Annotated in this window: 15 protein-coding genes; 12 read left to right on the top strand and 3 right to left on the bottom strand. The window is 55.1% G+C overall.

The window, feature by feature from the left end; all coding sequences use genetic code 11:
• The first annotated feature begins 47 nt into the window (after positions 1-47).
• From murJ to ACETPC_RS11990, 3 genes are all read left to right on the top strand, one after another.
• Positions 48-1,586, top strand: coding sequence for a murein biosynthesis integral membrane protein MurJ (gene murJ, locus ACETPC_RS11980; protein WP_380181636.1), 1,539 nt, complete (start codon positions 48-50; stop codon positions 1,584-1,586).
• Between the two features lie 112 nt (positions 1,587-1,698).
• Complete coding sequence (locus ACETPC_RS11985; protein WP_380181761.1) at positions 1,699-2,955, top strand: ImmA/IrrE family metallo-endopeptidase; 1,257 nt, start codon at positions 1,699-1,701, stop codon at positions 2,953-2,955.
• On the top strand, positions 2,952-3,443 hold the full coding sequence (locus ACETPC_RS11990; RefSeq protein ID WP_380181638.1) for a DUF4411 family protein: 492 nt from the start codon (positions 2,952-2,954) through the stop codon (positions 3,441-3,443). Before ACETPC_RS11985 ends, ACETPC_RS11990 begins: the two co-directional genes overlap by 4 nt.
• A gap of 205 nt (positions 3,444-3,648) precedes the next feature.
• Here ACETPC_RS11990 and flgN read toward each other — a convergent pair whose 3' ends face one another.
• The 3 genes from flgN to flgA all read right to left on the bottom strand — a co-directional run bounded on the left by flgN (position 3,649) and on the right by flgA (position 5,148).
• On the bottom strand, positions 3,649-4,080 hold the full coding sequence (gene flgN / locus ACETPC_RS11995) for a flagellar export chaperone FlgN (RefSeq protein WP_380181640.1): 432 nt from the start codon (positions 4,078-4,080) through the stop codon (positions 3,649-3,651).
• A gap of 8 nt (positions 4,081-4,088) precedes the next feature.
• Positions 4,089-4,382: a flagellar biosynthesis anti-sigma factor FlgM gene (gene flgM / locus ACETPC_RS12000; protein WP_380181642.1), complete on the bottom strand. Its 294-nt coding sequence runs from the start codon at positions 4,380-4,382 to the stop codon at positions 4,089-4,091.
• A 100-nt stretch (positions 4,383-4,482) separates the two neighbouring features.
• A complete protein-coding gene (gene flgA, locus ACETPC_RS12005) occupies positions 4,483-5,148 on the bottom strand; it encodes a flagellar basal body P-ring formation chaperone FlgA (RefSeq protein WP_380181644.1) in 666 nt (221 codons plus the stop codon).
• Positions 5,149-5,302: 154 nt separating this feature from the next.
• On the opposite strand from flgA, the gene flgB reads away from it, so the two are divergent.
• From flgB to flgJ, 9 genes are all read left to right on the top strand, one after another.
• Positions 5,303-5,716 (top strand): flagellar basal body rod protein FlgB, encoded by a 414-nt coding sequence (flgB, locus tag ACETPC_RS12010; RefSeq protein WP_380181646.1) that lies wholly within the window; start codon positions 5,303-5,305, stop codon positions 5,714-5,716.
• Positions 5,717-5,719: 3 nt separating this feature from the next.
• Positions 5,720-6,124, top strand: a complete 405-nt coding sequence (gene flgC / locus ACETPC_RS12015) for a flagellar basal body rod protein FlgC (RefSeq protein ID WP_380181648.1) — start codon at positions 5,720-5,722, stop codon at positions 6,122-6,124.
• Between the two features lie 11 nt (positions 6,125-6,135).
• Complete coding sequence (gene flgD / locus ACETPC_RS12020) at positions 6,136-6,807, top strand: flagellar hook assembly protein FlgD (RefSeq protein WP_380181650.1); 672 nt, start codon at positions 6,136-6,138, stop codon at positions 6,805-6,807.
• 26 nt (positions 6,808-6,833) lie between these two features.
• Entirely contained in the window at positions 6,834-8,042 is a 1,209-nt protein-coding gene (gene flgE / locus ACETPC_RS12025; protein WP_380181652.1) for a flagellar hook protein FlgE, read from the top strand.
• Between the two features lie 21 nt (positions 8,043-8,063).
• Positions 8,064-8,804, top strand: a complete 741-nt coding sequence (locus ACETPC_RS12030; RefSeq protein ID WP_380181654.1) for a flagellar basal body rod protein FlgF — start codon at positions 8,064-8,066, stop codon at positions 8,802-8,804.
• Between the two features lie 16 nt (positions 8,805-8,820).
• Entirely contained in the window at positions 8,821-9,603 is a 783-nt protein-coding gene (gene flgG, locus ACETPC_RS12035) for a flagellar basal-body rod protein FlgG (RefSeq protein ID WP_380181655.1), read from the top strand.
• Positions 9,604-9,665: 62 nt separating this feature from the next.
• Positions 9,666-10,367 (top strand): flagellar basal body L-ring protein FlgH, encoded by a 702-nt coding sequence (locus ACETPC_RS12040; RefSeq protein ID WP_380181657.1) that lies wholly within the window; start codon positions 9,666-9,668, stop codon positions 10,365-10,367.
• Between the two features lie 9 nt (positions 10,368-10,376).
• Positions 10,377-11,477 carry a flagellar basal body P-ring protein FlgI gene (locus ACETPC_RS12045; protein WP_380181659.1) on the top strand — a complete coding sequence of 367 codons (1,101 nt, stop codon included), beginning with the start codon at positions 10,377-10,379 and terminating at the stop codon, positions 11,475-11,477.
• Complete coding sequence (gene flgJ / locus ACETPC_RS12050; RefSeq protein ID WP_380181661.1) at positions 11,477-12,439, top strand: flagellar assembly peptidoglycan hydrolase FlgJ; 963 nt, start codon at positions 11,477-11,479, stop codon at positions 12,437-12,439. Before ACETPC_RS12045 ends, flgJ begins: the two co-directional genes overlap by 1 nt.
• Positions 12,440-12,470 lie beyond the last annotated feature (31 nt).

A 12,470-nucleotide genomic window follows, 5' to 3' on the forward strand; every position in this document is an offset into this window, starting at 1 on the left:
CGGATAATAACCGTGGCCGCGCCACCTCTCTATAAGAATCGAAGATCATGAACCTGTTGAAATCCCTGGCAGCGGTCAGTTCGATGACCCTGTTTTCCCGCGTGCTGGGTTTTGCGCGCGACGCCATAGTGGCAAGAGTCTTCGGCGCGGGAATGGCGACCGACGCCTTCTTTGTTGCCTTTAAACTACCGAACCTGCTGCGCCGTATTTTTGCCGAAGGCGCTTTCTCCCAGGCTTTTGTGCCTATTCTGGCGGAATATAAAAGCAAGCAGGGCGAAGAGGCGACGCGAGTTTTCATCGCGTACGTTTCGGGCCTGTTGACGCTGGCGCTGGCAATTATCACCGTGGCCGGGATGTTCGCCGCGCCCTGGGTAATTTTAGTGACCGCACCGGGCTTTGCCGATACTGCCGACAAGTTCGCGCTGACTTCGGCGCTGCTGCGCGTGACCTTTCCCTATATTCTGCTGATCTCGCTGGCCTCGCTGGTCGGCGCCATTCTGAATACCTGGAATCGCTTTTCCGTTCCGGCTTTCGCGCCAACGCTGCTTAACATCAGTATGATCGGCTTCGCGCTGTTCGCCGCGCCGCATTTCCATCCGCCTATTATGGCGCTGGCCTGGGCTGTAGTAGCGGGCGGCGTTTTACAGCTCGGCTATCAGCTGCCGCATTTAAAGAAAATTGGCATGCTGGTGCTGCCGCGCCTTAATCTAAAAGACGCAGGCGTCTGGCGAGTGATGCGGCAGATGGGCCCGGCGATACTGGGCGTTTCCGTCAGCCAAATTTCTCTAATCATCAATACGATTTTCGCCTCTTTCCTGGTCTCAGGTTCGGTTTCCTGGATGTATTACGCCGACCGCCTGATGGAGTTTCCTTCCGGCGTACTGGGCGTGGCGTTGGGCACCATTCTGCTGCCGTCGCTGGCTAAAAGCTTCGCCAGTAATAACCATGACGAATACAACCGCCTGATGGACTGGGGCCTGCGTCTTTGCTTCGTGCTGGCGCTGCCGAGCGCGGTGGCGCTGGGCATTCTGGCTAAGCCGCTGACCGTAGCGCTGTTCCAGTATGGGAAATTTTCCGCGTTTGATGCGGCGATGACCCAGCGTGCGCTGGTCGCTTATTCGGTAGGCTTAATGGGATTGATCGTGGTGAAAATTCTGGCGCCGGGCTTTTACTCGCGCCAGGATATTAAAACGCCGGTAAAGATCGCCATTATTACGCTGATTATGACGCAGTTGATGAACCTGGCCTTTATTGGTCCGCTGAAACACGCTGGCCTGTCGCTGTCCATCGGCCTGGCCGCCTGCCTGAACGCCTCGCTGCTTTACTGGCAGTTGCGCAAGCAAAAGATCTTTCAGCCGCAGCCGGGCTGGCTTAGCTTCCTGCTGCGTCTGGTAATAGCGGTTATCGCTATGGCGGCAGCGCTGGTGGGCATGATGTGGATAATGCCCGAATGGGCGCAGGGCAATATGCTAATGCGTCTGCTGCGCCTGGCGGCAGTCTGTGCGGTCGGCGGCGGCGTTTATTTTGCCGTGCTGGCGCTGCTGGGTTTTCGCGTGAAGGATTTTGCGCGGACTAGCGCGGTTTAATATGCGCATATGATTTTAACTTACTGATAGTAAAACCAGATATGTGCAGCAATCGCCTTTTTCATTTTGCTGGATAAGTAAGCGCCAGAGCCAAAGAGTAAATTTGGCTCTGGTGATATTCCCTGGTCAGGCAAGGTGTGATAAAACGGCTCATGGAAAACAGGGCGACAAAGGATGGGCTACGCAAGCTCTGCGTTTATCAGTAATTTTTTTTGGAAACAGCACTATGGCAACGGCAAATGTCAATACGGCAATGCTAACCTGGGCGCGCGAGCGTGCGGGTTTTTCTGTGCCTGAATTTGCCCATAAGCTGACAACCAATGAAGAGCGTTTATTAAAATGGGAAGCCGGCGAACAGTCTTTAACTTTTAATCAGGCAATGCAGTTTGCGGACAAAGCCCATATTCCCTTCGGCTACCTGTTTTTATCCATCCCACCGGTTGAAAAGCTCCCGATTCCGGATCTGAGAACGCTGGAGAGTAAACCGCTGCATCAACCCAGCGCGGAATTGCTGGATCTGGTTAAGCTGATGCTGCAACGTCAGGAATGGTATCGGGAATACTTACAGCAACAGCTAACCGACCCCAATCCTTATGTTGGTCGTTTTAAAGTAAGCCATCAGGTTAATGATGTCGTTAATGATATCAGAAAGGCGTTAGATATTACGCTACATCCCGAAAGGGGCAGCAGCGATGATTATTACCGCGACCTGGTTAAGCGGATAGAAGCCATTGGGGTTTTAGTGATGCGGCAGGCGAATTTACATCACCATACCCGCCCTCTCAAGGTAGAAGAATTTCGCGGCTTTGCTATTACGGATGAATATGCGCCAATTATTTTCGTCAATCATGCTGATGCGCCAGGCGCCCGCTTATTTACTCTGATTCATGAACTTGCCCATATATGGATTGGGCAATCTGGTTTGTCTGATGCTGATGCCCGCACAGCCAGGAAAGAAGAAATTTTTTGCAACGCGGTGGCAGCTGAACTGCTGGTACCAGCTGAAGAATTTCAGCGCTACTGGCGACACGATGTAAAGTCCTGGCAGGAAAATTTGGCACCGCTGGAACAGCATTTTCGGGTTAGCTGTTGGGTATTGGCGCGTCGGGCACTGACGCTGGGGTTTATTCTTTATGAAGATTATGCACACTATATCGCTCTGTTGAAAGCAGCCTGGCAGGAGAGAGAAAAGCGCGGTAAAGGCCCAACTTATTACAAAACGAAAAAAGCCCAGATCAGCCAGCCCTTCTCACGTGCCGTAGTGGAACAGGCATTAAGCGGTCAGCTTTTGCTGCGGGAGGCCAGCGTGCTTCTGGATAATATTAAACCGGCAAAAATAACGGAATTTGCTAAGGAATTGGGTTTATGAGATATCTGCTGGACGCAAATACCTATATTCAGGCTAAAAATCAATATTACGGTATGGATATTTGCCCCGCTTATTGGGACTGGCTGGATTTGCAGTTTCAACAGGGAATGATTGCCAGTGTTGATATGATTGGTCGGGAATTGAAAGAGGGGGATGATGAGCTGGCAAACTGGGTTAAAGCACGCCCGGGACATTTTGTCAGCAACGACGATGCAACGACCCAGCAAGTTTTTACTCAAATTGTACAAGCAGTAATGTCAGGCAACTATAATGCTGGTCATCGTGACAGCTTTTTGGCTAAAGCCGATCCCTGGATTATCGCCAAAGCGAAATCAGCTGGGGCTATTGTGGTTACCCATGAGTCATATGCTTCATTCAATACCAAAAAAGTCAAAATACCAAATATATGTCAGCAGTTTGGCGTATCCTGCCTGAATACCTTCCAGTTTTTACGGCAATTAAACGCGCGCTTTGTGCTTGCCTCTTGACACTAAGCCAGTTTTTTCGCTTGTGAATGCAAACAGACTTAACTTTATAAAAATAAATTTATTGGCTGGAACACAACGCTTTTAAAAAAATACGCAAATCGCTCCCGTTTTATTTCCAGCGCAAAACCCCGGCAAAACCGGGGCAGGCAGGATGCTGACTGAAATCAGCGACAAAATTTTCTGCGCAGAGACTGCGCCGGCACACTTAAACCTTGCGGTTAATAAAGCTGCTTGAAGTCGCCTGGCCGTTTGGGCCATAAAATTTTTGCGTCTGATAAGGCTTTAACACCTCGATCGCTTTTTCTGTAAAGCTGATCTGATGGTTAAGCAGCATGCCATTATGCGTGTTGGTATCGCGCAGTTTGACCGTCTGCTCCTGCAGCGCGGCCCAGCGGCGGGCCAGCTCTGGCTGGCCGCTGTAGGGCGCGTGAACACCCGCTTCTTTATCCGCGTCACGGCGCATCTGCTCAAGAAAGTTGAGCGTCGCCAGCAGAGAGCTTTTATCTTCCGTAATACGTTGCAGCAGGCTGCTGTTGATCTGACCGCCCGAGAGCTGTTGTTGCTCTGCCGCCATGACGTCAGACAGACTTTTCAGGACTTCCAGCATTTTATCAAGCGCGTTCAACAGTTTATTCATTTACCTGATTAACCTTCTAAAGAGTCTCTGGCCTGCTGGATCAGGGCATCGGCGATTTTGCCGGTATCCATCTTCAGTTCGCCGTTACGGATGGCGCTTTTCAGCTGCTCAACGCGCGCGGTATTAATATCCTGCGAGCTGGCTTTGGTCAGCTGGGCCTGGGCGCCGCTCAGTACCACCTGGGTACCTGATTCGGTTGTTTTTGTCTCGACCTTCTGCGCCTTTGGCGTAGCCGCTTCGGGAAGTTCGCGAGGCTGTACGGTGCTCGCCGGCTTCATCGGTTGAGTTCTGTCAATGCTCATATCTGGCTCCTGTTTGCTCAGGCAAATGCGGCCTGAATGGCTCAAGTGTACTACGTCTGTTATTTACACTATCGGCAGAACTGAAGCCATCTTTAGCGCTTTATAACGTTATAAGAATATTCCCATCCGGGCCGATTTTGCCACTTACCATCTGACCCGAATTTAGTCGGACCCTTACTGGTTGCGCGACGGTGGCATTGTTCATCGCCCGGCCTTCGCTGGCGACGTTAAAGCCGTCGCCGCTGGCAATAACGTTGACGTTGTCACCAGCCTTCACGCGCCACGGTTGGCGCACCATCATCATCGTCAGCGGCTGGCCCGGCATAATATCCCGCAGCGCAATACCCTCGGCTACATCGGTAGCGTTAAGCGCAGCACGCGCCGGCAGCGTATCCAGTCGGCCATGCTCAACTTTAATATCATCGGCGGTTAGTGCCGTACCGCGCGCTACCTGGCGAGCCGCCACCAGATAATCGCCTTCAACCTGCACCTGAACCTGCAAATAGCGCCGGTTCTGGCCGCAGTTGGCCGCCACGCTCATGTTGCCCCACATCCGGCTATTGCCCGGTAAGGAGAATTGCGGAGCTTCACAAGTGGGCCACTGCGCCTGCGGCGTTTTCACCACCACGCTCAGGGTATCGGCACCTAAGCCGGTTTCCCCATAGCGGGATTTAAAAAATTGATTGAGCTGTGCCGTTAAGTCGGCGGCGCTGGCGCCCATCGTCACCATGCCAAGGCCCATCAGGAAGAGAGTCAAACCACGCATTTTTTCATCCTCACTGCAATATGGCGACGATTCTACTGACCCGCGCGCAAAGTCAAGGCGCAAATTAACGACGCTTTTTAGCGCTATTCCGTCGATAAGATTAATCCTAACCCGCTTATCCTCTCCCCACTGAATTTTCAATTGCGGAGGAAGCATGCTCGACAAACTTGACGCGGCACTGCGGTTTAACACCGAAGCGCTGAACCTGCGCGCGCAGCGGCAGGAAATCCTGGCATCCAATATCGCTAACGCGGACACGCCGGGCTATCAGGCGCGCGATATCGATTTTGCCAGCCAGCTGAGCAAAGTGATGGAGCAGGGCCGGGCGCAGGGGACGGGCATGTCGCTGGCGGTAACGTCATCACGCCATATCGAGGCACAGTCATCTGCGCCAGCATCGATGGATCTGATGTACCGCGTGCCTGACCAGCCTTCAATGGACGGCAACACGGTGGATATGGATCGCGAACGTACCGAGTTCGCTGACAACAGCCTGAAGTACCAGACGGATTTAACCGTCATTAGCGGGCAAATCAAAAGCATGATGTCCGTCTTACAGGGGCAATGATAAATGGCTTTACTGAACATTTTTAATATCGCCGGTTCGGCGATGGCCGCCCAGTCGCAGCGCCTGAACGTCAGCGCCAGCAACCTGGCCAACGCCGACAGCGTCACCGGGCCGGACGGCCAACCCTACGTCGCTAAGCAGGTGGTTTTCCAGACCGATGCTGCGCCTGGTGCCGCAACCGGCGGCGTGCGCGTAGCGCAAGTAATTGATGACCCAACGCCCGCGAAGCTGGTGTACGAGCCAGGCAACCCAATGGCCGACGCTAAAGGCTACGTCAAGATGCCAAACGTGGATGTGGTTGGGGAAACGGTCAACACCATGTCGGCGTCGCGCAGCTACCAGGCGAACGTTGAAGTGCTGAACACCGTGAAACAGATGATGATGAAAACCCTGACGATGGGTCAATAAGGAGCAGGAAGATGGGCATTGCAGTTGGCGTTAATGAAAAACTCGACAATACCTCGATTACCACCACGTCGTCGACTACCGATACTTCGGCAGCCGACCTGCAAAGTAACTTCCTGACCCTGCTGGTCACGCAGTTAAAGAACCAGGATCCGACGAATCCCATGGATAACAGCCAGCTGACTACCCAGCTGGCACAGATCAATACCCTGAGCGGTATTGAAAAACTGAACACCACGCTGGGATCTATTTCCGGCCAGATCAACAGCGGACAGTCTCTGCAGGCTTCCACGCTGATCGGCCACGGCGTAATGGTCGATGGCTCTCAGGTGCTGGTTGGCAGCGGCCAGACTACGCCGTTCGGCGTCAGCCTGGAGCAGGCTTCTACCGCGACCACGGCCACGATTACCGATTCATCCGGCAAGGTGGTGCAAACCATCAACCTGGGTGCGCTGAGCGCTGGCGTGCATACCTTCTCCTGGGATGGCAGCGCGGCAGACGGTACTACGGCGGGAGACGGTAAATATAACGTCTCAATCAGCGCCAGCAACGCCACCGGCCAGCTGGTAGCGCAGCCTTTGAATTACGCATTAGTCAGTGGGGTTACTAACGACACCAGCGGTGCCGTTCTGGACCTCGGCACGATGGGCACCACTACCGTCGCAAACGTTCGTCAGATTATTTAACTTAACCCCGATTCAGGAATACACACATGGCATTTTCTCAGGCAGTCAGCGGCTTAAACGCAGCATCCAGCAACCTGGACGTTATCGGCAACAACATCGCAAACTCCGCGACGGTGGGCTTTAAATCCGCGACCGTTTCTTTCGCCGATATGTTCGCCGACTCTAAAGTAGGTCTGGGCGTGAAAGTGGCTGCGGTAACGCAGGACTTTAACGACGGTACTACGACTTCTACCAGCCGTGGTTTGGACGTGGCGATCAGCCAGTCTGGCTTCTTCCGTATGGCTGATACCAGCGGCGCGGTTTACTACACCCGTAACGGCCAGTTCACGCTGGATGAGAACCGCAACATCGTTAACGCCAACGGTCTGCAGCTGACCGGCTATCCGGCAACCGGCACGCCGCCAACCGTGCAGACCGGCGCTAACCCGGTTGCGCTGAGCGTTCCTACGACCGCTATGCCAGCTAAGTCTACCAGCACGGCAGCTTTGGTCGCTAACCTGAACTCAACCGACAGCGTGCCGACCACTACGCCGCTGGATATCAACGATACCAGCTCTTACAACAGCAAAGCGTCAATGACGACCTATGACTCGCTGGGTAACGAGCACAACCTGAACCTGTACTTCACCAAAACTGCCGACAATACCTGGACAGTCAACGTGAAGGACGGCAGCGCAGCGGATCCAACGGCCGATGTGGGCAGCTTCAACATGACCTTTGACACCAGCGGTCAGCTGACGTCCACCGCGACCCAGGCAGTTACCCTGGCGGGTCTGAATGGTTCAGCGGCAACTAACTTTACCCTGAGCATGGCGGGCAGCCAGCAGCAGAACACCGGCACCAGCACCTTCGGTAACCCGACGCAGGATGGCTATAAGCCTGGCGAACTGACCAGCTACCAGATCAACAACGACGGCACCGTAGTAGGTAACTACTCCAACGAGAAGACCCAGACGCTGGGCCAGATCGCGCTGGCTAACTTCGCTAACCCGGAAGGCCTGAAATCTGAAGGCAACAACGTCTGGTCAGCGACTGCATCTTCTGGTCAGGCGCTGGTTGGCCTGGCAGGCACTGGTAACCTGGGCACCCTGACCGCAGGCGCGCTGGAATCTTCCAACGTTGATCTGAGTAAAGAGCTGGTAAACATGATCGTTGCGCAGCGTAACTATCAGTCCAACGCCCAGACCATTAAAACACAGGACCAGATCCTCAACACCCTGGTCAACCTGCGTTAATTCGGCTAACAGGATCGTCTTATGGATCACGCGATATATACCGCAATGGGGGCTGCCAGTCAGACCCTCCAACAGCAGGCAGTTACGGCGAACAACCTGGCCAACGCCTCAACGCCTGGTTTTCGTGCGCAGCTGAACGCGCTGCGCGCCGTGCCGGTGCAGGGCGAATCGCTGCCAACGCGTACGCTGGTCACGGCTTCGACGCCGGGATCGGATATGACGCCGGGCGCGATGGACTACACCGGACGCTCGCTGGACGTCGCTGTTCGTCAGGATGGCTGGCTGGCGGTGCAGGCGGAAGATGGCACTGAAGCCTACACCCGCAACGGCAATATGGAGCTGAACAACGCCGGACAGCTCACCATTCAGGGCAAGGTGGTCATGGGCGACGGCGGGCCGATTGCGGTGCCGCAGGGCTCGGAAATCACCATTGCCGCTGACGGGACTATTACCGCGCTGAACCCGGGCGATTCGCCGAACGCCACTGTCCAGCTGGGCCGCCTGAAGCTGGTGAAAGCCACCGGCTCAGAGGTAACGCGCGGTGACGATGGTTTATTCCGTCCCACCGGAAACGTGCAGACATTACAGGCCGATCCGACCATCCAGGTGATGCCCGGCGTGCTGGAAGGCAGCAACGTCAGCTCTACCCAGACCATGGTCGATATGATCGCCAACTCACGCCGCTTCGAGATGCAGATGAAAGTCATCTCCAGCGTCGATGAAAACGAACAACGCGCTAACCAGCTGCTGTCAATGAGCTAAGAGCAGAGGAACCAACATGATTAACTCCTTATGGATAGCTAAAACCGGTCTTGACGCCCAGCAAACCAATATGGACGTCATCTCGAACAACCTGGCAAACGTCAGCACCAACGGTTTTAAACGCCAGCGTGCCGTGTTCGAAGACCTGATGTATCAGACCGTTCGCCAGCCCGGCGCACAGTCATCCGAACAGACTACGCTGCCATCTGGCATGCAGCTGGGTACGGGTACCCGTCCGGTAGCCACCGAACGTCTGCATACTCAGGGCAACCTGAACAAAACCGACTCGTCAAAAGATGTGGCGATCAGCGGCCAGGGTTATTTCCAGGTACAGATGCCGGACGGCACCGTAGCCTATACCCGCGACGGTTCATTCCAGACCGACCAGAACGGCCAGCTGGTGACCAACGCCGGTTTCCCTGTGCAGCCAGCGATCACTATTCCGGCTAACGCCCTGAGCATGACCATCGGGCGTGACGGTACGGTCAGCGTGACCGTGCAGGGCCAGACTCAGCCGACCCAGGTAGGTCAGCTGACGCTGAGCACCTTTATCAACGACGCCGGTCTGGAAAGCAAAGGCGAAAACCTTTACATGGAAACTCAGGCCTCCGGCGCGCCGACTGACAGCACGCCAGGCAACAACGGTGCGGGCCTGCTCTATCAGGGCTACGTTGAAGCCTCGAACGTGAACGTGGCGGAAGAGCTGGTGAGCATGATCCAGACTCAGCGCGCCTATGAAATCAACAGCAAGGCTATCAGCACATCCGATCAGATGCTGGCCAAGCTGACTCAGCTGTAATCCAAAGCGTGACGGCCGGGTTCGCCCGGCTTAATAAAAGCATTTAATAAAGAGAGTTATCCATGGCGAAGCAAATTTCACTGCCTGGACGTTTGTTGGTAGCAACGCTGCTCCTGACGCTTAACGGTTGTGCTTTAGTTCCCCGTAAGCCCCTGGTGGAAGGTTCGACAACGGCCCAGCCGCTGCCTGCTTCGCCGCCCGTGGTTAACGGCTCCATTTTTCAGGGCGTGATGCCGATGAACTACGGCTACCAGCCGCTGTTCGAGGATCGCCGCCCACGTAATATCGGCGATACGCTGACCATTACCCTGCAGGAAAACGTCAGCGCGAGCAAAAGCTCCACGGCATCCGCAGGTCGCGACGGCAGCGCTTCTCTGGGCCTGACCGCATTGCCTTCTGCCATGACCGGCCTGTTGGGTGGCGATAAAACGAATATCGACGCCAGCGGCAAAAACACCTTTGCAGGCAAAGGCGGCGCGACGGCGAACAACACCTTCACCGGCACCATTACCGTGACCGTGAATCAGGTACTGCCGAACGGCAACCTGAAAGTGATTGGTGAAAAACAGATTGAGATTAACCAGGGTACGGAATTTATCCGCTTCTCGGGCGTGGTCAACCCGCGCACCATCAGCGGCAGCAACAGCGTAGTTTCGACCCAGGTGGCGGACGCCCGCATTGAGTACGTCGGCAACGGCTACATCAATGAGGCGCAGACGATGGGCTGGCTGCAACGGTTCTTCCTGAACCTGTCACCATTCTAAGAGGTTAAAATGCGTAAGTTTATTTTCCGGTTTACCCTGGCTGTGCTGGCCGCAGTCAGCACTTTCGCCCACGCCGATCGCATCCGCGATCTGACCACGGTCGGCGGCGTGCGCGATAACTCCCTGATTGGTTATGGCCTGGTAGTAGGTCTGGATGGCTCCGGCGACCAGACTACCCAGACGCCATTTACCACACAGAGTTTGAACAACATGCTGTCGCAGCTGGGTATCACCGTGCCCAGCGGTACCAACATGCAGCTGAAAAACGTGGCGGCGGTTATGGTGACCGCCAAGCTGCCGGCTTTTGGCCGCCAGGGCCAGGTGATTGACGTAGTGGTTTCCTCTATGGGTAACGCTAAAAGCCTGCGCGGCGGTACGCTGCTGATGACGCCGCTGAAAGGCGTGGACAACCAGGTTTATGCGCTGGCTCAGGGTAATATTCTGGTGGGTGGCGCAGGCGCTTCCGCTGGCGGCAGCAGCGTAACGGTTAACCAGGTTAACGGCGGCCGCATTACCGGCGGCGCCACTATTGAACGCGAACTGCCGAACAGCTTCGGCGCTTCAAACGTGATTCAGCTTTACCTTAACCAGGAAGACTTCAGCATGGCGCAGCGTATCGCTGACGCTATTAATGGTCGCTACGGTTCCGCTCAGGCGCTGGATGGCCGCACCGTACAGGTACAGGTTTCCGCCAACGGCACTTCGCAGGTTCGCCTGCTGGCCGATATCCAGAATATTGACGTCTCTGTACCGATTCAGGATGCGAAAGTCATTATCAACTCCCGTACCGGCTCGGTAGTGATGAACCGCGAAGTGATGCTCAGCTCTTGCGCTATCGCTCAGGGCAATCTGTCTGTAACAGTAAACCAGCAGCAGAACGTCAGCCAGCCGAACACGCCGTTCGCGGGCGGACAGACTACGGTAACGCCACAAACGCAGATCGACCTGCGTCAGAGCGGCGGCGCATTGCAGAGCGTTAACGCCAGCGCCAACCTGAATAGCGTAGTGCGCGCGCTGAACGCGCTGGGCGCAACGCCAATCGACCTGATGTCTATCCTGCAGTCAATGCAGAGCGCGGGCTGTCTGCACGCCAAACTGGAAATTATCTGATGAGCAACGCCCAATCTCTGGCAGCGGCGGCTTACGATAGCCGCTCGCTGAATGACCTGAAACGCCAGGCTGGCAACGATCCGAAAGCGCATGCGAAGGAAGTGGCTAAGCAGGTAGAAGGCATGTTTGTACAGATGATGTTGAAAAGTATGCGTGACGCGCTGCCGAAGGACGGCATGTTAAGCACCGAGCAGACGCGTCTTTTCACCTCGATGTACGATCAGCAGATTGGGCAGCAGATCGCCTCCAAAGGACTCGGCCTGGCCGATATGATCGTCAAACAGATGGAGCAGGCGCAGACGCCCGACGAAAAAGCGGGCACCACGCCGATGCTGCTGGATAAAAACTACATTAATACGCTGCCGCCGCTGGCGATGGCGATGGACGCAGAACAGGAAAGGATCGTGCGCAAAGCCGTACCTCGTTTGCCTGCCGCTTCATCGGACATGGCGCTCAGCGGCGACAGCAGCGATTTTATCGCCAAACTAACGCAGCCAGCTATCAAGGCCAGCGCCGGTACGGGTATTCCTCATCACCTGATCCTGGCGCAGGCTGCGCTGGAATCGGGCTGGGGTCAGCGCCAGATCCTGACCGCCGAAGGCAAGCCAAGCTTCAACCTGTTTGGCATTAAGGCAACGTCCAGCTGGCAGGGCAAAACAACCGAGATTACTACCACTGAATATGAGCATGGCGAAGCGAAAAAGATAAAAGCCAAATTCCGCGTTTATGACTCCTATTTCGATGCGCTGAACGATTACGTGAAGCTGATTGCCAATAACCCGCGTTATCAGGCGGTAACCACGGCGGCGACGCCAGAGCAGGGCGCGAAAGCGCTGCAGGCGGCAGGCTACGCCACCGATCCGAAATACGCGCAGAAACTGGTGGGAATGATCCAGCAATTCAAGAGCATGGGAGAAAAAGTTGTTAAAGCTTACACCCATGATATCGGCGATTTGTTCTGATTTTGCGCTCAAGTTTGCCTTATTTTTGCCG

Source organism: Pantoea sp. sgz302252 (assembly GCF_042610525.1).
In the GTDB taxonomy this organism is placed as follows: Bacteria; Pseudomonadota; Gammaproteobacteria; order Enterobacterales; family Enterobacteriaceae; genus Erwinia.